Origin of the sequence: Prevotella sp. P4-119, assembly GCF_002251345.1 — a bacterium.
GTDB lineage: Bacteria > Bacteroidota > Bacteroidia > Bacteroidales > Bacteroidaceae > Prevotella.
This window is the reverse complement of the sequence record NZ_NPJB01000037.1, coordinates 1-22,328: the sequence shown is the minus strand read 5'-3', so window position 1 is coordinate 22,328 and position 22,328 is coordinate 1. Positions and strand designations below refer to the sequence as shown.

11 protein-coding genes and 1 pseudogene are annotated in these 22,328 nt (G+C 44.1%); 11 read left to right on the top strand and 1 reads right to left on the bottom strand.

Annotation, left to right across the window (positions count from 1 at the left end; translation table 11 throughout):
- From CIK89_RS13810 to CIK89_RS04410, 11 genes and pseudogenes are all read left to right on the top strand, one after another.
- Positions 1-103, top strand: a pseudogene (locus tag CIK89_RS13810) (DDE transposase); the annotation flags it as partial.
- Positions 104-353: 250 nt separating this feature from the next.
- Positions 354-3,398 carry a TonB-dependent receptor gene (locus tag CIK89_RS04455; protein ID WP_254046613.1) on the top strand — a complete coding sequence of 1,015 codons (3,045 nt, stop codon included), beginning with the start codon at positions 354-356 and terminating at the stop codon, positions 3,396-3,398.
- Positions 3,399-3,410: 12 nt separating this feature from the next.
- Positions 3,411-4,904 (top strand): RagB/SusD family nutrient uptake outer membrane protein, encoded by a 1,494-nt coding sequence (locus CIK89_RS04450; protein WP_094390242.1) that lies wholly within the window; start codon positions 3,411-3,413, stop codon positions 4,902-4,904.
- A gap of 27 nt (positions 4,905-4,931) precedes the next feature.
- The gene (locus tag CIK89_RS04445) at positions 4,932-6,092 is read left to right on the top strand and encodes a metallophosphoesterase (RefSeq protein ID WP_094390241.1); all 1,161 of its coding nucleotides are present in this window, start codon (positions 4,932-4,934) and stop codon (positions 6,090-6,092) included.
- A 1,473-nt stretch (positions 6,093-7,565) separates the two neighbouring features.
- Positions 7,566-8,141, top strand: a complete 576-nt coding sequence (locus tag CIK89_RS04440; protein ID WP_094390240.1) for a DUF3575 domain-containing protein — start codon at positions 7,566-7,568, stop codon at positions 8,139-8,141.
- Positions 8,142-8,160: 19 nt separating this feature from the next.
- Positions 8,161-9,483 (top strand): DUF3868 domain-containing protein, encoded by a 1,323-nt coding sequence (locus CIK89_RS04435; protein ID WP_158214970.1) that lies wholly within the window; start codon positions 8,161-8,163, stop codon positions 9,481-9,483.
- Positions 9,484-9,517: 34 nt separating this feature from the next.
- The gene (locus CIK89_RS04430; protein ID WP_094390238.1) at positions 9,518-11,242 is read left to right on the top strand and encodes an Mfa1 family fimbria major subunit; all 1,725 of its coding nucleotides are present in this window, start codon (positions 9,518-9,520) and stop codon (positions 11,240-11,242) included.
- A gap of 124 nt (positions 11,243-11,366) precedes the next feature.
- On the top strand, positions 11,367-12,350 hold the full coding sequence (locus CIK89_RS04425) for a FimB/Mfa2 family fimbrial subunit (RefSeq protein WP_158214863.1): 984 nt from the start codon (positions 11,367-11,369) through the stop codon (positions 12,348-12,350).
- A gap of 108 nt (positions 12,351-12,458) precedes the next feature.
- A complete protein-coding gene (locus CIK89_RS04420; RefSeq protein ID WP_158214969.1) occupies positions 12,459-13,451 on the top strand; it encodes a hypothetical protein in 993 nt (330 codons plus the stop codon).
- A gap of 5 nt (positions 13,452-13,456) precedes the next feature.
- Complete coding sequence (locus CIK89_RS04415) at positions 13,457-14,803, top strand: DUF4906 domain-containing protein (protein ID WP_144007347.1); 1,347 nt, start codon at positions 13,457-13,459, stop codon at positions 14,801-14,803.
- 16 nt (positions 14,804-14,819) lie between these two features.
- The gene (locus CIK89_RS04410) at positions 14,820-20,186 is read left to right on the top strand and encodes a T9SS type A sorting domain-containing protein (protein ID WP_144007346.1); all 5,367 of its coding nucleotides are present in this window, start codon (positions 14,820-14,822) and stop codon (positions 20,184-20,186) included.
- 432 nt (positions 20,187-20,618) lie between these two features.
- On the opposite strand, the gene CIK89_RS04405 is transcribed toward CIK89_RS04410, so the two are convergent.
- Positions 20,619-21,890 carry an ATP-binding protein gene (locus tag CIK89_RS04405; protein WP_094390233.1) on the bottom strand — a complete coding sequence of 424 codons (1,272 nt, stop codon included), beginning with the start codon at positions 21,888-21,890 and terminating at the stop codon, positions 20,619-20,621.
- Positions 21,891-22,328: the final 438 nt, after the last annotated feature.

Below are 22,328 nucleotides of genomic sequence, written 5' to 3'. Positions count from 1 at the left end.
TGCAGAGTCATTCAATGCTAAAATTAAGGCGTTTAGAGCTGCTTTAAGGGGAGTAACGGATATAAAGTTCTTTCTTTTCAGACTTACAAAGCTATATGCTTAATCCCCCTGGTTTATCGGGTGAGCCTTGAAAACCTTTTAAATAGATGTTTTTAATATTGTCATATAAAAGGAAAAAACTATCATAGTGTCAGAAAAACTATTGTAAAACGGCATTTTTTAGTAATATTTTGTCTAAATTTGCAGTGTAAATACTTATATAGTTTAACTAAATGGTATTATTTATGGAAATGAGACATCTACGTTCTACAAGGAACGTCCGATTGGGCGGAACCCTTGTTTGCGGAATGCTGATGTTGGGTATGTTGGGACTTTCTATGCCTCAAACGGCCTATGCAACAGTCAATTCTGTTCAACAAAAAGAAACAATCTCTGGAGTTATTACCGATGCCAACACTCAGGAAACAATCGTTGGAGCCAGTGTCATGGTGAAAGGAAGCACCCAAGGGGCTATTACCGATATCGATGGTAAGTTCACCTTGTCGGTCGATGCCCTTCCTGTGACAGTGGTCGTTTCTTATATCGGTTATCAGAAGAAAGAGGTGAAAATCACTTCTAAAGGTGCCATCCATATCACACTCGCAGAAGATACCCAACTCATGGACGAGGTCATCGTGACGGGTTACGGTACCTTTAAGAAGTCGGCGTATGCTGGTTCGGCTTCTAATGTCAAGTCTGACAAGATGGCTGATGTGCCTACCGTATCTTTCCAAGATATGTTGCAGGGTAATGCCACCGGTGTACAGTTCTCGGCATCTTCTGGTCAGCCGGGTGCTTCTTCCAATATCAACATCCGTGGTATGGGTTCTATCAATGCCGGCAATACCCCACTTTATGTTATAGACGGTGTACCTGTCATCAGCGGATCTATCAACTCGATGAGCTCTGATTCCGGTCTCGATATCATGTCCACCATCAATACCAACGATATTGCGAGCATCACCGTTATTAAGGATGCCGCCGCTGCATCGCTCTATGGTTCGCGTGCTGCCAATGGTGTGATCATCATCACCACCAAACAGGGACAGCAGGGCAAACCTAAGGTTTCGTTGCAAGCAGACTGGGGATATTCAGACTTTGCCATGGACTATCGTCCCGTGATGAACGGTCAGCAGCGCCGCGACTATATTTATAATGGTCTCTATGCCGGTCAGATTCTCAAGGGAAAGACCGAGCAGGAAGCCACTGCCTATGCTGATGACAATATCGATGACTATGCGCCTATTCCTTGGTGTGGCTTTATCGATTGGGACGATGTACTTTTCAAAAAAGGCAGTCATCAGCAGTATGAAGCATCTGTTTCTGGTGGTGCCGACAAGTTTAAGTATTACTCTTCTATCGCCTATCTGAAGCAAGACGGTATCACCCACCGTTCTGGTTTGGAACGTCTGACTGGTCGTCTCAATGTGGATTATAAGGCGACCAACAGGTTGACGCTCGGTGCCAATATCTTCTTCTCCAGTGTTAATCAGGATGTGTATAGTGAAGGTTTTACCTATACTGCTCCCTTCTATTCGTCGAGAAGTGCTGTGACACCATCCGACCCCGTCTATAATGAGGATGGCACATGGAATCGCGCATTCATCCGTATTGGTGACCGCAACCCTGCACTCGCTAATGAGTATGACAGCCAGCGTGAGTATGTCACCCGTACATTCAATACCGTTTATGGACAGCTTGAATTTATTAAAGACCTGAAATTCAAGACTACGTTCAGTTATGACTATATCACTACCAAGGGTAAGGACTGGGCAGACCCACGCACTTCCAATGGTGATGATATCAATGGCGGCATGAGCAAGAAGTTCTATGAGCGCAGAAAGATGGTATGGGGCAACCAACTGACTTATAACAAGACGTTCGCTGAGGTTCACCACCTCGATGGATTGTTGGGTTACGAGATTGATGACCAGTATCGTGACTATCTCTCTGGCTACGCCACCAATTTTGCAACACCCGACAAAAACGACATCTCTAATGGTAAGAAGACGGAGTCGGTAGGTGGAAGCGACACACGCACACGCATGGTGTCATATATCGGACGTGTCAACTACGACTTCGACAATAAATACTTCCTTGGTGCCAGCTATCGTGTCGATGGCAGTTCACGCCTGCAACGCTCACACCGCTGGGGTAACTTCTGGTCGGTATCGGGTGCTTGGCGCATCATCGAGGAAGACTTCATGAAGCCCACCGCCGGATGGCTTACCGACATGAAGATTCGTGCATCCTATGGCGTTAACGGAACTTTGCCTTCCGATTATTATGGTTATCTCGCCTTGAGTAGTCTGGGTGCTGGCTATAATGAGCAGCCTGCCATTATTATTTCTCAGCTTGCCAACGACCGGTTGAAGTGGGAAACCAACTATAACCTCAACTTAGGTCTCGACTTCTCACTCTTCAATCGTGTGAACGTCACCCTGGAGTATTATCTGCGCAACACCAAGAACCTCTTGATGGATAGTCCTGTGTCTATGACTACCGGATTCAGTTCTTATCTCATGAATGTTGGACAGTTGAGAAATCAGGGTATCGAACTCGAAATCAACTCTACCAATATCAAGACCAAAGACTTGGAGTGGAAAACCACTTTCAACCTTTCACATAATAAGAATAAGGTGATCAAACTCGATGGCGACCAGACCCAAATCGTCAGCGGAACGCAGATTCGCAAGATCGGTCACTCCTATCGCACCTTCTATATGATAGAGTTTGCGGGCATCAATCCTGAAAACGGTAATCCGCAGTTCTATACCAACGAACTCCTTGACGATGGTACCTATAGCAAGGAAATCACCGAAGATGCTACCAAGGCACGTGCCATCATGCTCAAGAAACATGCAGAACCCAATGTTACCGGCGGTCTCTACAATAGCATCCGCTATAAGTGGTTCGACCTTAGCTTCCTGTTCAACTATCAGTTTGGTGCATACGCCTACGACACATGGGCACAGAAGACCGAACATGGCGGTTACGATATGGAGGCAAATATCCCAACTTACTATGCTGACAGCTGGAAGAAACCCGGTGACATCACCAAGTATGAGCAGTTCTATGAGAAGAGTTCCATAGTGGCTATGCACAAGATTACCAATAGCCGTCGCCTCCACAGCACCGACTATATCCGTTTGAAGACCATCACCTTGGGCTTCACCTTGCCTAAGCAGTGGATTCTCCCTGCAGGATTGAGCAATGCGCGCATCTATATGTCGGCTAACAATCTCTGGACTTGGGCTGCTTGGGACTACTACGATCCCGAATCAGTGGTCAATGGCAACGCCACACAGACCACTCCTCCGCTCAAGACTGTGACTTTTGGTCTTAATATTAACTTCTAAAAAGATAACACTATGAACAAGATTTATCAATATATCATGATTGGAGCCGTTGCCGTAGGTTTATCTTCCTGCGACAATGATTGGCTTGACTTAGAGCCCTCTGACTCAGTGATCACTAATGTGAAAACACTCTCCGACGTAGAGTTTACGCTCAATGGTATCTACAGCACCATGCAGAGTTCGGATGCCTATTCTGGTCGCCTTGTCTATTATGGTGATGTGACGGGTGACGATATGCAGGCGGTAAGTTCTACCAAGCGCACAGCCAATGCCTATCTCTATGGATTTACCAAGAGTAATGCACCTGCCTCTTACTGGCGCATACCTTATGAGATTATACAAAACTGTAATGTCATTCTCAAAAATATCGACAATATCCCTGTTGGCGACGATGAGAAAGACAAACTCAACGACTATAAGGGACAGGCACTCGCCCTCCGTGGCATGACACTCTTCGATCTCACCAAACTCTATGGTTATCCCTATACCAAAGACAATGGAGCTTCTATGGGTGCATGTATCGTGACCGACGTATTGGAAAAGGATGCTATGCCACAGCGTAGCACCGTAGCACAATGTTACGATCAGATTCTGAAAGACTTGAAAGAGAGTACGACCTTGCTCGGCAAGAAGTTCAATAAGGGTAAACTCAACCGTTGGGCTGCACTCACCCTGCTGAGTCGTGCCTACCTCTATCATGGTGATAACGACAAAGCGCTCGATGCTGCCAAGCAAGCCATCGAGGGTGCTGAGGACAACGGCTATGCTCTTTGGACCAATGAGGAATATCCTACCGCTTGGGCTAACGACGCCAGCAAGCAGAAACCTGGCGAGGTGCTCTTCGAGATTATCAACCTCACTACCGATTCTCCAGGTAAGGAGAGTCTGGGCTATCTCTACAATCCGGGTGGATATGCCGACGGTTGCGTCACCGTTTCCTTCTACAACTATCTCAGCAAGGACAAGGACGATGTGCGCCTGAAGATTATCAATGTGGCTACCAAGGATAAGTATTCCTCTTCTTCTGTTTATGGCAGAGCCTTTGTCAATAAGTATCAGCCACAACAGGGTGAGAATGTTATGGATGCCAATATTCCGCTCATTCGTCTTTCTGAGGCTTACCTCAATGCTGCCGAGGCTGCTGCTAAGTTAACTGCGGCAGGCAATGACCATAATGCCGAGGCTGCCGAGTATCTCCATGCCATCGTCAATCGTGCCAATCCTGCAAAATCTGTTGATGCTGCTACTACCGTATCGGTGGATAAGGTGTTGGACGAGCGCCGCAAGGAACTTGTGGGCGAGGGTCATCGCATGTTCGACTTGTTGAGAAATGGCAAGGCTGTGGAGCGTGTCAAAGCTTCCAACAAAGCGCTGAGCAAGACCAAACACACCTGCTCTGATGAGTTTATGACCATCGGACTCGACAATTATAAGATTGTGCTCCCCATTCCGTTGGCTGAGCGCAATGTGAGTCATCTCCCCAACAATCCCGGCTATGGTGAGTAATCGGGAAACCTATGAAAAACAGACAAAATGAAGAAAACAAATAGACATTCTATTTTTGTCATGGTACTACCGGCTATAATGGTGTTGCTGTCCATGTGCAGCATCACCATTACGGCTAAGGACCATGATCATGACAACCATCACTTGTCGTGTGATGGACCTTATGTCATCTATCAGCCCAACGGTGGTGTGCGGGTGATCAATGTCACGGAAACTGGTGTGGTGAAAGATACCGTCTATGCCGCTCTCCCCGATGACTTCACGCTCCATGTGGCAGACCATAAGGGCAACTATGCCTTCGACGTGAAGCTCCATCCCATTGTGCGTCAACCATGGAAGCAGCCACAGGCACCAAAGACCTTTATCATGTCTGATCCCCACGGACGCCTCAATCTGGTGGTTAGCCTGTTGCAAGCCAATGGTGTTATCGACAGTCAACTGCGTTGGGCGTATGGCAACAATCAATTGGTGATTATCGGCGATGTCTTCGACCGAGGATATGATGTGCCGCAAATCTTCTGGCTCTTCTATAAACTCGAAGCTGAGGCTGCTGCCTGTGGCGGTCGTGTCACCATGATGTTGGGCAATCATGAACCTATGGAATTGGCTGGCGACATGCGTTATGCCAAACCTAAGTATAAGATGCTTGCCGACAGACTCGGCATGGAGTATCGCCACCTCTTCGGTCCCGATACTGAACTGGGCAGATGGCTGGGAGTATGCAATGCCATACAGGTGATAGGTCGCAACCTCTTTGTTCATGCTGGCATCAGCAAGGAGTTCTACGACCGCAATCTCTCCATCCCGATGGTCAACGATACTATTAGTAGTGTGCTCTTCATGAAGAGTAAGGAGCGCAAGGCGCACTCCGAATTCTGTAAGTTCCTCTATGGAAACCGTGGTCCCATCTGGTATCGTGGTTTGGTGTTGAACGATAAAAAGTGGTCACATCTGCCCAGCGATTCGCTCGATATGGTGCTCCGTCGCTATGATGTTGACTGCATTTTCGTGGGTCATACCATTTTCAAGGACATCAAGCGTTTCTACAATGGACGTGTCATTGCGGTCAATGTAGATAATCAGGAAAACTACGAGCACCGGCGTGGTCGTGCTGTGTTGATGACCGACGATAAATTGTTTGTCGTGGGCGACAAAGGCATTAAGAAACAACTCAAGGTGAAGCGTTGATAGGTTTCTGACCACAAGACTTCATGATTCCCAATCGTATCAAAGGGCTGGACTCTCACAAATGAGTTCAGCCTTTTGATTATTGATTATATCTGTTTCAAACTCGCAGAAAAAAAGGTTGTGTGCTTTTACGATAGGTTGATTGGATGAAAATATCTGTAAATGTTTGTGTTATATTGTTTTGTCTTATCTGTAAATCAATTTTAATACAGTGGTCTTGTGCCGCCTTTTTGTTGGTTAAATATGGTTAGTTATTGTATGTGCTTGAACAGTAATTGGTTATAATGTGCGTCAGATGGCTTTCAGTGGATGTTGTGGCATGGGAAAATGGTCAGCTCGTGTTCTTGTTCAGGGGGTGACAACATGTGATGGGGTTTGAAAGGTTTTGTCGGATATTAATAGGTTCGCGCGCGAGCAGTTTCAGACTTTGTGTTGGTAAAAAGAGGTCATTACAGCCATTTGCTTTGTCTTTGTTTGTCGGTGTACCATCCAGTGGGTTGATTTGCTGCACGCGCCTTGTAAATGGCTGAAAACAGGCATAATGGTTGGAGGTTGTAGTTGGCAGATTGCTTTGTTTGCCTCTCGTCGCCGTTTCGATTGGCTCTCGTCGTCTTCTCGTCGTCATTTCGTTGTTTTTTCGCTGTTTTCTCGTTCGTTATTCGTTATGTCCTCGATCGGCTAACGAATAACGAACGAAAGCACAACGAGAGACGAACGAGGGACGAACGAGAAGTGATCGAGAAGCGAACGAAAAATGGCTGGGTGTTGGATGAAATTTGCGGTCAAATGTATGTATATCTTACCTTATATACCGTTTGTGGTGTTGAGATATACGAATGTCATGATTTTTATGTCGCACACGAAATTTTTTTATCCACGGAACTATAAGCAAGGGAACTCCAAGCAAATATCTACAAGTAAAATTATACGTCCATTATACGAACCATATATTATACGTTCATTACACGAACATTAGCACGCCAACCTCCCTGATAAACTGCAATTTACACTTCTGTCACTCCATATTCTGGATGAACCTTTTCTAATTCGTCGCCGAGGCGGCGACGCTCCTCGTAGCTCATTACACGACAACAAAGTTTTTCGTTTATCTGCCACCCTATCTGCCACCCTATAACCCACAGACATTCATCGTGTTACAGCGATATTTTCCCAAAGGTGGCAGATGGCAGATGAAAAATAACATAAAATTACAGACCAAACTCTTTTCTGTTTGCACAATTATTTGTAACTTTGCCACAAGTTATAATAATAACTTATTTAACAACAAAATATAAAATAAACAACACACTTCAAAATATAAAATAAATAACACACTTCAGACATAAAATAACAAAATACAAATAACCACCCCAAACACAACAACAGATAAAACAAAACAACTAAGGATTGAAGTATACCCCAACAAACACAAAAATAGAGGCATAGACACTCATATCCTGAATATGTATATTTATGAAAAAGTTGGCATTATTCATTGTTGTCATATTGTCAATGACAAGCTCGCAACTGTCCGCTCAGAATTTAGCCGTAAAGACAAACTTCCTTTACTGGGCTACTACCACACCTAATATCGGAGCCGAGGTTTCGATAGACAAGAATCATACAGCACAAATGTTTTTCGGACTAAACCCTTGGAAACAGTCGGGAGGCGACCATTCTACATTGCGTCATTGGTCGTTTACGCCCGAGTATAGATACTGGTTCTGCCAGAGTTTCAACGGTTGGTTTGTTGGAGCTCATCTCATGGGAGGTGAGTTTAACGTTAGTGGGGTAGACTTTCCCTTTGGATTGCTGTCCACACAGAAGAATCACCGCTATGAGGGATGGTTCATTGGCGGAGGCGTAAGCGGCGGATACCAATGGCCATTGTCAAGACATTGGAATCTTGAGACATCACTTGGTATAGGCTACGACTTTATAAAGTACGACAAATATAAATGTGGCACATGTGGCAGAAAACTTAAGAGCAGCCACACCAACTACTTTGGACCTACCAAGGCAGCACTATCGCTGATATATGTATTATAGAACAAAGCTGAAAAACGATATGAAACAGAACTATCTTTACATATTGACATTCCTAACACTTGCCGTCAGTCCATGCCGAGGGCAAGAGTGCAAGGGTGTATCCATAGCCAACAGCAGCATAAAGGTGGAGAATGTAAGGGTGAGCCATATCGACAAGCAGCTTACGTTGTCGATGACCCTCAACCTCGACCAGCTGCAGATGCCCACCAACAACCAGTTTGTTCTTTCTCCATCCATAACAACTGCCGATGGCGATGTGGCTATGCCTAAGATTGTGGTTAACGGCAACCGACAGCACATTATGCAGCAGCGCAACCGCCACAACAATTATGGTGCTGATGCCTATATCGTGAAACGCACCAACGGCAAACCGCAGCAGATAGCCTATCTGCGCTCTGTTACCTACGACAAGAAGTTTGTTGACTATAAGGTGCGTATTAACGAGGACCTTTGCGGATGTGGCGACAACCTTGCCAACAAACAATACGAACTGATGGAATATCGCCGACCAACTGCCAAGTTTGTAAGACCAGAGGTGGTGGCAGAGAAGATACGCGAGCTGGACAAGCGTGCCTACATCGACTTCCCAGTAAACCGCACCGAGCTTAACCCTCTGTACCGTCGCAATCCCGAACAGCTCGACAGTATAATACGAACTATCAACACGCTAAAGGAAGACAACAACCTAACGGTGTTGGCAGTGAATATCCACGGATTTGCATCGCCAGAGGGACGCTTCGACAACAACGACCGCCTTGCCAAGGAGCGTGCGCACACCCTTACACAGTATGTGCAGCGTATGGTGCAGCTCGACGAAGGCATCTTCACGGTGTCGCACACGGCAGAAGACTGGGACGGTCTGCGCAAGTTTGTAGCCGAGAGCAACATCGAGCACAAGCAGCAGATACTTGACCTTGCCAACGACACATCGCTAAAGGAAGACGAGCGCGAGGCTAAGATTAAGGCTGCATTTGCAGACGAGTACAAATTTCTTCTGGCTGTATGCTATCCAGCCCTGCGCCACTCCGACTACCATATTAAATATAAGGTGCGCCCATTCAATGTTGAGGAGGCCAAGGCTTTGGTAAAGACCCGACCACAATTGCTATCGCAAAACGAGATGTATATGGTGGCACAAACCTACGAGCCTGGCTCAAAGGAGTTTGGCGAGATAATGGAGATAGCGGTACGTATGTATCCTGACGATCCAACAGCCAACCTTAATGCAGCTTGCACACGTCTTAACGCAGGCGATGCCGAGGGTGCAAAGCCTTATCTTGACAAGGCTGGAGACAGCGAGGAGGCTAAGGCTGCCAGAAAAGTATACGAAGAGATTAAATAACATAATTAACATTGATAATTAAACTCAAAGTATTATGAAGATATTTAAATTTTTCCCTTTGGCATGCGCTGCATTGATGATGAGTGCATGTAGTTCGGACAACGACATCGAAGGTGGAGCAACAAAACCTGGTAGTGATCCGCAGTATCTCGCTGTGAACATTGTGAATGTGGGAACAACTCCTACCCGTGCCGGAGAGTATGAGAATGGAACTGAGGAGGAAAGCAAAATCAAAAAGGTGCGTTTCTACTTCTTCAATGGTGATGGTTCGCCTTATCTTATCAAGAATCCTAATGTTACAGGAGTAACAGGTAGTGGAAGCGTAAACTATCTTGAGGCTACCCCTGGTGACGATACCACTACTCCTGGCTCATCAGCAAATGTAGAGAAGATTACGCAAACCGTACTCGTAATCAATGGTGAGCAGAATGCTGCTCCTGCTGCTATTATGGCTGTTGTTAATCCAGAGACTGTTGAGCCTGCAACTCTCAAGAATGGCGCAACTATGAGATTGAGCGAACTTCGTAAAGCTGCAGTAGGTCAAAATTTCTACAAAAAGGATGCGTCTACGAGTGCTCTATCTGACTTTGTAATGAGCAACTCAGTATATGTAAATACAGGTGAAGATGTTTGTGCTTCGCTTGTTGCAGGTCATATAGCAACTTCGCAAGAAACTGCCATGACAAAGCCAGTAGACCTATATGTAGAGCGTGTTGTGGCTAAGGTTACTGCCAATGTTGATCTTAATGTCTTTGAGAAAGGTAATGGTACAAACTGGGATGCTACCCAATATGGTACAAAAACAGCTGTAGGCAAAATCGGAGCTTACGACGTTTATGCAGTTATCGATGGTTGGGGATTGGCTGACGAGAACGGTAAGGCTGAGATAGAAAAGCAGGTAAGCAAATCATGGACTGACGGAAATTTAGGCTTTAGCCCTTGGACAACATCCGACTATCACCGTTGTTTCTGGGAACAATCTGTAGCATTAGATGCAGGCATTGGCGGCAATCAGCCTGTTAATCATTTGTATAACGATTTTAAGGCCAAGATGAATGACGTATTGTACACATTGCCTAACACTCCAGACGCCACAATCACTAATGTATATGATAACAATGTGACAAAATTCTTGGTCGCAGCTACTCTTAAATACAAAGATGAGTATAACAATTGGCATTTAGCAGAGATATGTAGATATAATGGTGTGGAGTTTCTTGGAATAGACAACTTGAAGACGCAGGTGGCAAATACATTCTCGAAGTATTATACAAGTACTGATAATGGTTCTACATATACTCAGCTTGCTAAAGACGACATCACCTTTGCTGAGCCTACTACTTCTATGAAGAATTATCAAGTTACTCCAACTTTGGCACCCGACCCAGCAGGTGTTACTAAGAAGTATTACACCAAGACAACAAGTGGTACCACTCCTACTTTCACAGAAGTAGATAAGGCTACAGTATTGGCAGCCATTGGAGCAGATAAGGCAGAAATCAGAACAGAAGGTAAAGCATACTACTATGTTCCAGTAAGGCACCTTGGTACTGCAGGAACTCTTGGCGAATATGGTGTTGTGCGCAACCACTTCTACAAGATTACTTTGAATGGTATTAAAGGCTTTGGTACACCAGTATACAATCCTGATAAGGTTATTGACCCAACTGTGCCTTCTTACGATAATACATTTTTGGCTGCCCGCGTTCAGGTTTTGCAATGGCGCATAGTAAACCAGAATGTAAGCCTTGGCAAATAGTAAATATTAACAACTCTTTTTTTAGGCGGTATGGCTCTCACACATGGAGGGGGAGCCGTACCTCCTATATAATTCTCCCACAAAACAACGAATTATGATAAACTTGACGTATATATTGAACAAAATGAAAGTAGCATCCATGGCTATGCTATTGCCCATCATCGCATGCTCGTGCTCGATGATGCACGAAGACATGGGCGAATGTAAGCAAGAACTAAGGCTGAAGTTCAAATACGACAAGAATATGAAATTTGCCGATGCCTTCAGCTCACAGGTGAAGACACTATCGCTGCATGCTTACAACAAGAACGGAGAAATGGTTTTCGACAAAACGGAAGCTGTAAGCGACATAGAGGCTGCTGGAGGATACATTACTCTCGACATAAGGCCATGCGTATACTCGCTACAAGTATGGGCAGAGGGCGAAAACGTGTATGACGGTTCATACAAATATTCAACTAAAGGAAAGGCAGAAGAGGGTATTGAAAACCTGGACTGCAAGATAAACAGAGACGGAAGAAAGGTGGACCACGACCTTAACGCTCTGTATCACGGTATGATGGGAAACGTAGACCTGAGAATGGACGACTACGGGGTGAAGACGTTCACCATGCCGCTGACTAAGAATACCAACAACATAAAAGTGGTGATACAGAATGCCTCGGGCAAAAAGTTGAAAGCAAGCGACTTCAGCTTCGAGATTGACGACGACAACTCATGGCTTGATTGCTATAACGACAATATAAAAGAAGACTCGATAACTTATCGCCCATGGTCGCAATACGACGGCATTGTGGGCGCAGAAGAGAGCGAAACACAGGTGTCGGCAGTGGTGGCTGAGATGACTGTGAACAGACTGTTTGCAAACAAAAACCCACGACTAAAGGTTTATAACAACGAAAATGGAAAACTGGTGTTCAACATTCCGCTCGTAGACTATGCGCTGCTCGTTAAGGGCAACTACAACAAGGATATGACCGACCAAGACTATTTGGACCGCCAAGACGAATATAGCTTCGTATTCTTTGTAGACGACGGCATGAACTGGCTTAGCGCCTCGATATTCGTTAACTCATGGAGAGTGGTGTTGCAGAATGTAGACATGTAGGAATGTAAGAAACACGATACTTATTATCATAGAAAAAGATATCGACACTTGATGTTTTATCATATTAAAAATATTATAATTAGAACAGTTGTTGTGCTATTGCTGTGTGTGGCAATGACGGCATGTTCGGACGACGATGGCGTAGGCGCTATCGCCAAGAACGATGTGCGCGTCGCCTTCACAATGATGGTTGCCGACGCTGCATCTACACGTGCCGCAAACGAGGGGTGGGACAACTATGACCCTAAGCAACCAGGCATAGAAGATGAGAATATGATTAACACCGACGACTTACGTATAGCCATTTGCGACGGTATGGGCAACATCATTGGAGATGTGGAGACTATAACGGTGACGCCAATGAGCGACCCTTCGGGTACTAAATATGCAATAACTGGAGTGTGGAAGAACGCTAAAGACGATATTGCAAGGGCTAAGAAGATAATGATTGTGGCTAACTGCAATGCTGCGAAACTAAGCACAATCGCCCTACCCGACTTGAAATACAACATAGATACTGAGACAAGGAAATATATACCTATGTGGGGTGTGGCATCGCTGCCAGCACTTACATTAGGCACACAAACAGACATGACAGAGCAGATATATTTGCTCAGAGCGATGGCGAAGGTGAAAGTGGAGATGCGCTCGGATATGGCATCGTATGGATATTCCATAGGTAGCATGCACATCAACAACTATAACACTCAAGGATATTGTTTGCCAAAGAACTATAACTCGGCAAATAAGACTCAGGAGATACGCTTCGACAATTCGCTAAACGTACTTGACAGCCGAGCGGCAAGCATAGGATTGACGGATGGAAAAGCAACATACATACCAGAATACGACAATACCAGCACTGGGGCTACGCCATCGACAATAACCGTTGACCTGAACAGAAATGGTAAGCACGAAGGCACTTACACCCTGGAGTTTCGCAATTATGATACCGACGGCAAGCCTACAGGCACACCATACGATATTCAGCGCAACCACTACTATACATTCTTGATATACAAAGAGGACGGAAAAATCATTGTTAGCCTGCATGTAAGGAAATGGAATAAGCGCGTATACGACGAAGATATAATAATGTAAAGAATATGAAGAATATTTTGCTTGCGATATTGACACTCATAGCGACTTTGATGTTTTGTGGCTGCTCGGCTGACACTAATGAAGAGTGGGCAGAGGAGAGCAAGCCTGTGAGCGTGCGCATAAATATTTTTGCATCTGCAGGCGGAGCTTTGTCACGAGGCAGCGGAGAGCTGGAATGGACCGACGACACTAGCGACAAGGGAGAGATGATGAAAAATTGCTTCGTCATTATCGTGCAGGACGGCATTATCAAGAATCTGCTTGTTAGCGAAGACTATACTGAGGAGAAAAGCTGGGTTGGAACGCTTACGGCAAAAATAAATCCAGGCGAGACTACTTTTTATTCGTTTGCCAATATAAAGCCGGAGGATGTGGGAATAAACTCGAAAATAGACTATTCCACCACCAACACTCCTCTACCTACAGGTTTTGACAGCAAGCTATATAGCGTGAATGGCAATGTGCTTACGGCAGCCGACTTTCCGAAGGGAATACCTATGAGCAATAAGCAGACCATAGAGATAAAGAAGACTACTGCCGACCTGAATCTCGAAGTGATAAGAATGGTGGCTAAGGTGAAGCTGAAGATAACAAACGACACGCCAAACGAAATAAAGTTGAGGAGTGTGTCGCTAACAGATATTACCAAGAACGAGGCAAACAATCTGTATCTGCTGCCTGGCAGGGATAATGGCACAGCCGTGGAGCCAAATCTAAATCCATCGGCATCGAAGGAGGACTACGTGATAAATTTCAACCCTGAGGTGGTGGTGGAGGCAAAGACTACGACTCCGAAGATAATATCATTCTATGTGAACGAGTCGGTAGCAGAGAATCCAAACTATTTTGTAGTGGGCGTAAAGACCGACCATGCCACGATGAACCTACGTGCAGCACTATCAAAATGGAATACCATATCACGCAATGACTATTTGGAGATACCTATAAAGCTAAACAACTATAGAGTGAGATTTAAGGTGGAGCAATTTACAGCTATTGGCGTATTGCCCAAAGTGGAGCAAAACGACGAGAAGCTGACCATAAGATTTAAGAGCTATGGCGAATTTCATCTTATCCCTTATGTTGTGCGCTTAAGCGATGGCGTAGAGCTAACTCCGGGTACCGATAGCGAAAACGGATGGAGGTTTGATGGATGGCAAACGCAGAAGATGGTGCCAGATGGTGATGAGGGAGTATGTATTTACGACCGCATGCCTGTGGCTGTGCCATCACGAAAGACCATAGAGGGCGTGGTGGGCAATCGCAATGGCTATGCCATTCACCAGATACTGATAGGCATAAAGGATTTGGAGTATGCCATTCCGTACAGAGTGGAAATAATAAAAGAATAAATCTGCTTGATATAATATGATAAAGAAGTTTAGATATATATATGTATGCTTGATAGCGGTGTTGGCATGTTGTGTCAGCACAAGTGTTAGTGCCCAGAGTGTGTTTGCGCATTATAAAGGCGTGAATGACATGCCGTATATCAGAAATCCATATGGTATAGAGATGCAGCAGGTGCATGAGTATGAGTATACTTACTACGTAACGGGAGGTCGTGAGATAGACTTACCATTGCCGTTTGAAAATTATACTAAAGAACAAAATACAGACATCGAGCCTAAAGGCTACATCAGATGGTACGACTATAATACAGACATGGCTAATCCACGACTCTCTGTATATAACACTACAAACTTGAAAGAGGTCAATGACAATAACGACAAAGCACGTGGATTGTTTGCATGGAAAAATAAGACAAATAGTGAACCTTCCGGTCCAAACCGTAATAAAGTTGGTGTGAAGTATAAAGCGCCTACCGATGCCGATGACGCTACATGGAAAGGTGAGGATGTTGCATGTGATGTGAGCAAATATACCGACTTTGAACCTATGGTAAGTGGCCAAGACCAATACTTCACCCACGAGCCTACATTGCAGATACGCTATATCTTCCATATTCGCCCTGCAAAGGCTATGGCAGAGAATATTATAAAAACAACAGCTACCGACCTTCGCACCGCAGACTCTGACTTGACGATAGAGGACAACCGCCGTATTGTGTTTGGTGCAAAGGATGCTAATGCAAAAATGTCGGTACGTGTAAACTATAAGCCGAGCAATTATTTCTTTTATCCTCTAAAACCAAAAGATGGTAAACAAAGGCATCTTCTCTCTTCGGACGAAGCGCATAGCATAAAACAAGCCGACTACGACAAGAGTACACTATATAATGCCAATGGATTTGTATGGCTTGCCTATGACGAGACAAAGACAAAGTATACTGTGTTGATATCAAGTGGTACTGTACAATTGCACAATTCCACTTCCATGAACGTATTAATGAAGAACGGAAATGGTTGGAAAAACTTAGATGGTACTCCTACTACGAAACCAAATATAACATTCGGTAGTATAGTGTATCTTGTGGCTTACGCCTACTATAATAATAACTCTATCAAAGCTCCAATAGCCAGTTTTGAGATTCTATATCAGAATACTTATCCCAAGACGATGAAGCAGCTGACAGATGATGGCGATAATGAGCGTACACTTGCCTATTTTGAATCGCATTATAAGCAAGTCACAAAGCCTATATCGTTTGACGACGATAACGACAAGCTTACCATGGTGGCTCCTACAGTAGAGAACAATATGGCACATTATGCCTCAAGATGGGACAGACGTGCATATAGCTTTGTATATCCAGAGCTGCGCGACTATGCTTGTCCTAATAGGATGGCTTTAATACATGGCGAATATGGACTGTTTAAGAGTGCTAACTTGGCTGGTATTTCTGACAATTCAGTAACTTCAACTACAGGAAAGACTTTGTACAAGTGGTGGAATTCCGCAGTTCTCCATGACCGTACACATGCAATTACTAACGGTAAGCAGTATGGATATTTCCTCTATGTGGATGCATCAGACGAAAGCCGACAGATAGCTTCTATCGACTTTAAGGCTGACTTATGCTCGGGAGCACGTCTTATATTCTCGGCTGCGGTTACTGACTTTACAGGTTCTCATGCTTCAGAACAACCTCAGGTGCTGTTCAAAATCTATGGCATCATAAAGGATGAGAACGACAAGGTGACTCATCAGCGACTGCTGACATCATTCACATCAGGCGACTTTGCCTCTAACACAAAGGGTGGACGACAGTTAGGTACTTGGTTTCAGGTGTATAGCCGAATAGTGATGAGAAAGAATATGGGAGTGGAAAACTATTCCGACTTCCGCATTGTGCTCGACAATATGTGTGCGAATACTACAGGTGCCGACTATGCCATTGACGATATTCGACTATATATTCAGCATGCAAAGGTGGACGTGCTGCAGAATCAGCCTGCTTGTCCTGATGCTAAGAGCGGAAGCATAGCAAACCACGAGATTACACTTAAAATAACTTCGCACTACGAAAATGTGCAGGCTATAACAGGTGTGGGCAAGGAGTCGAAGTTGTTTTATCGTATATCCGATATGGATGGCAAGCCGTTTGCGGGCATCGACTATAATGGCGACGGTACTGCCGACGAATATGGCGAGGTAACTATTCCTGCCAACTATGATGCTTCTTCTTCGGCGTTTGAGATAGACCCTGAGGGACATGTAATATTGGTGATTGACAACAGGCACTTCGATTTGCCTTTGGGAAAGAAGTTCTATGTTTCGGTGGCTTATCCTGATGCTGATGGCAATCCCGATGAATGGGGAAAGTTTACTGATGAATGCTCATCATATAGCGATGCGTTCAGCATTGTGCAGCAGAAGGTGGTTATATCTGATGCCAACGGAAGTGTGGTTACTACGGTGAGAGTGTCGTGCGACGGCAATAGTACACCTGATGTGGATATTAATGCAAAGCTTGAGACTGCCGACAAAGTGGGCGGTGGCTCTATCTTGCTTAATAACGTGAAGTTTGACTGGTTTGTGGGAACTCCAGATGGCGCAGACAATAAGTTTTCTTCTATCTCGGGGTTGCAGGAGGCGTTAGGAAATTATCGCCTGAAGTTTCCTAATGCGACTTCTCTTAATGCAACATTCCAAACATCTAATCCTGCCGACTACGACATACTTGATAAATATATCAAGGGCGTAGATGGCGAGGGAACATTGGTGCTTGCTGTAAGCAACAGTCTTACGGGGTATAAGTTTAAGCAGGTGGGAACATACAAGATAGCGACTGTTCCTATTAAAACTTCAATAAAGCAGGGAACCGTGACTTACGAAATATGTCCACAGCCTATGTACTTCACTATTCGTATTGTGGAGAATGGTCCGAAGCTTATTCTTGGTTTCGACAAAGTGGTTTATCCTACCGACGACCGTGCCGTGCGCATCGGTTTGCCACAAATAAGGGAGATGCTGAAGAAGGCGGATAATGGCATGCTGATATTGCCGGTGGTTGAACTTAATAATGGAAAAGACGAGAATATTGAGATTAAGTTCCTTGATGATCAAAAGGTATTTATCTCAGACAGCAACGACCCTACTTTCACTTCAACAAAACAGATTGTTGGTAAGTTGAAAGAAGAAACTTTGGCATCAGGAAAAAAGACATTGGGACTGGTGTTTGATGATAATGTCTTGGATATTCTGCATGAAGGATATTGGTATGAGCTGAACTTCTCGTATGAACTGCATAATAGTACTACGACAGCTGCATGTCCTGGCGATTTGTTCATAACGTTAAAGGTGGTGCCAGAGTATCTTACATGGTTTCCTACCGTTGCAAACAAGCTTAATGCCAACTGGAACAACGACCTGAACTGGAAGAGATCTACGGCAGCAGAGCTATACGACAAAAAATATGAAGACTATGGTGAGGCTACTTATGACAATACAGCTAATAGCAGCTTGACAAGACAACAGGCTTATACGCCAATGAAATTCTCGAAGGTTGTTATACCTGAAAACAAGTTGGTATATCCAGGACTTGGCAATATCGTTTATCGTGTGAGTAACGATATCGCTACGAAGTTGACAAACTTTAAGGGCGAGGAGGCTACATCGGGTATTGCATACGACTTTGTGGTGACATGGAACGACAATACTGCCGACCCTGACGACCATTCTACAGACGGCAACGGAACGTTTAAGTGTGAGACTTTCCATGGTAATCTCTGCGACCAGATATTCTTCAAGGCACAAGCTGAGCTGCTCAATCAGCCATACCTTATATATAATAAGGCTTTCGTGGAGAAGGAAGTGGAGAGCAACAAATGGAATCTCGTATCGACCCCAATGAAGAATATTTATGCTGGCGACTTCTTTGTGCCAAAAACAACAGGCAGGGAAGAATCGAAGACTGCTTTCTCGGCAATGAACTTCGATGGGACTTCTGATAATCGTGTGGCAGCCCCAGTGTATCAGCGCAATTGGGATAGCAACGAAACGCAGATAGTGGATGGCGGAACTCAATATAAGGTTCACGATTTTGATGGCAATAACATCAGCATAGAAAGCATATCGGATGCTTCGATGAATGTAGAGTCGCTATATTGGAGCCATGTATACAATAAGCTGGACGAGAATTATTCTGAAGGCAAGGGCTTTGCTCTAAAGGCTGGCGACCAATATAAAACCCTGTCGGCAAAATGGCTATTCCGTCTGCCTAAGGAGGATGAGGAATATAAATACTTCGAACCAGATGGAGGGTATTCTGACTTGAAGGTTTCTGTGCCAAAGCATGAAAAGTATATGCTAAATGTGCCATACTCTAATGAGCCTGGCTTGTTGGGCGAAATCTCTCAGCCGCTCACATCCAATACTCATAGCAATAATCGCTACTACATAGTGGGCAATCCGTATACTGCATCGCTTAGTATGTATCAATTCCTAAATGGAAACCCGAGCTTTGAGCGTAAGGTGTGGACTTTAGTAGATGGTGTTCTTAAGGCACATAGTGTGCCAGAGGGTACATACAACCGCAGTCAAGATTATATCATTGAGCCAATGCAAGGCTTCTTTGTTAAGGTTAAGGAGGGCGAGACGGTTAGTCAAGCTAACTTTACTTTGATGATGACTACAGACCGCTGGATATCTGGTGGTACTGCTGTACAGGAACCTGCTGCAGTATATATCAATGTAGTTAATGATGATCATCTGTGTTCTACAGCTAAGGTTGTGGTTTGCAATGATGCCGACGACGAATTTGTTGATGATGAGGATGTTGAGTTGCTTAACAACTCTGATATTGAAGATGTTCCGCAAGTGTATACTGTCGCGGGCAATCAGGCTGTTGCTCTTAACAAACTCTCAAACATCAACTTCCTGCCGTTGGGCATCATTGCTAAGGTGGATGGAAATGTGATGAGTAATGGCGCAACTGTTAATGTTGAAATATCAGCAAACCGCTATGTTACTGATAAGCTGTTTGTGTTTGATGCCAAGATGGGAACTTTCACTCCTGCCGATGCTCCAATATCTATTATGGCTAATGAGCATGGTAGATACTACATCACCACATCGACTTACAACTTGAAGCAACATAATGATGAGGCTAATATCAAGTGTTTCTCGCCTAATAGCGGTACTATAACGGTGAGTTCACCTAATATAGCTATTGCTAATGTGCGTATATACAATTTCGAAGGCTTGCTCGTAACATCGGCTTTAGGCATTAATCAAGCATCTTGGACCAAGAATATTGGTTGTGGCTTGTATATTGTAAAGGCTGAAACTAAGGATGGACAGAGCAAGACATTCAAGCTAAGTGTAAGATAATACACCTATGCAGTGGGCTGTAAACACTAACATCGGAATACAATATCAATTTGCACCAAAGTTGACATTGTTTGTTGAGCCAACGCTGAATTGGTACATTCCGAATGGAAGCGAAGTCAAGAATACTTGGACAGAACGTCCATTTATATTGACTGACTTTTCGGTATTAGGCTCTCTTGGTAAGAAAGTATCATTTTGCATGCAGTCTTTATGAATGATCTGTATCTATATATACAGAAAAGTCAAAAAATAAGATACAACTTTTTATTGATATTTCCTCGGTTGGCCGTATTTTGTTTCCTCAGTTGGCCGTATTTTGTCGTGACTCAGCATAGTAAAAGCGCGCTCTTACTATGTCTTCGCTACTCCAAAACATCTTGCCGTAGGCTACCCCCAAAAATTAACATCTTACTCCTGCTTATTCATTTGGTTTTAATCTTTCAGGCATCCGATAGGAACCACATAAACCCCATCTTTTCTTCGATAAGCGAAATCGCCTGTTCCTGTAAGTACCATCATGAAAGATGGTTCATTCATTTTTTCTGTATTTATTTTACCCGCAAGAGTTAATAGATTTTCAGCACCCTCGTTGATGAGTTTATCACCCCCTAACTTAATTTCTATAAGTCCATATTTTCCATTGCGCAGGTGTACTACGGCATCACATTCTAATCCGTTTTTGTCGCGATAATGATACACCTCTCCGTCCAGCGCATCAGCAAAAACTCGTAAATCACGAACACATAGAGTCTCAAAAAAGAGTCCCATCGTGTTGAGGTCATTAATAAGATCTTTAGGGCCAAGTCCCAAAACAGCCGTTCCAATAGATGGGTCTATGAAGTAACGGGTATTCGCTGTACGGATAGCTGTCTTGGAGCGTAGGTTAGGATTCCAGGCTTCAGAGTCCTCTATTACAAAAATCTTACGTAACGTTTCCAGATAGTTACCTGCTGTTTTTACACTAATTTCATTTTCGTCATTTGTCATCATATCAGCCACAATCGTTCCGATGGTAGCTTGTGATCCTTGGTTTATGGCGTATGAACGTAATAGCAATCTGGTTGTTGTAGCGTTGCGATTTACTCCATCCACTCGCGAAATATCTTTTTTGATGACTGCATCCACATAGTCGAAGGCTTGTTCCAACGCAGCTTCTGCTTGTAATCCACAAGCAAATGGCCAGCCACCACGACAAATCAGATATGCCAGATCGTCTATCTTCAGTTTGTTAACTGCAACAATTTTTTCTGGTGTTTCAAATAAATGTGCCAAACTTACTTTTCCATTTGATTCGCCAGACTCATAGAGACTCATTGGGCGCATAGTCAGCCAACAGAATCGCCCTGTTCCAGAATGTTGCATGTCTTTTTCATCTGCAGGAACTGCGGACCCAGTCAATACAAACTGTCCCACGTCATGGCGATGGTCAACCTCAAATCTGATGGCATCCCATAGTTTTGGTGCCAGTTGCCATTCGTCAATAAGTCTTGGTGTATCACCATCCAGCAAAACAGAAGCGTCAATCTCTGCCATTTGTAGATTAGTTTCCAATGAGGCAGGATTATCCATATACAAGATACTGTTTGCTTGTTGTTCTGCAGTGGTTGTCTTTCCACACCATTTTGGGCCTTCTATCAAGATAGCTCCCTTGCTTGCCAGTTTCTTGGTTAGCATTTGATCTGCGATTCTATGTTTGTATTCCATAGTTTCATATATTTGATATTTTGTGTGCAAAGATACAACTTTTTATTGATATTTCCTCGGTTGGCCGTATTTTGTTTCCTCAGTTGGCCGTATTTTATTTCCTCAGTTGGCTGTATTTTGTTTCCTTAGTTGGCGGAATAATGTCGCTATTAAAGATTTTATTGGGGGTTAGTTGCCTACGGCAAGATGTTTTGGAGTAGCGAAGACAGAGGGAAGCTCGGTTCACTCTGTTGAGTCACGCCAAAACAAACCATAGGTAAATCTTGGAGGAAATCTTTGAAAAAATCTATGGCCTATGGCCAGAAATCTATATTTAACGTGAGTTCGACGAAATATAAGTGTCTAAAAATTTGGTGATTAGCGAAAATTGTTGTAACTTTAAGGTGCTAAAAAATCAAAAGTTTACAAACAATAATCGCTATGATCACCGAGGACAAA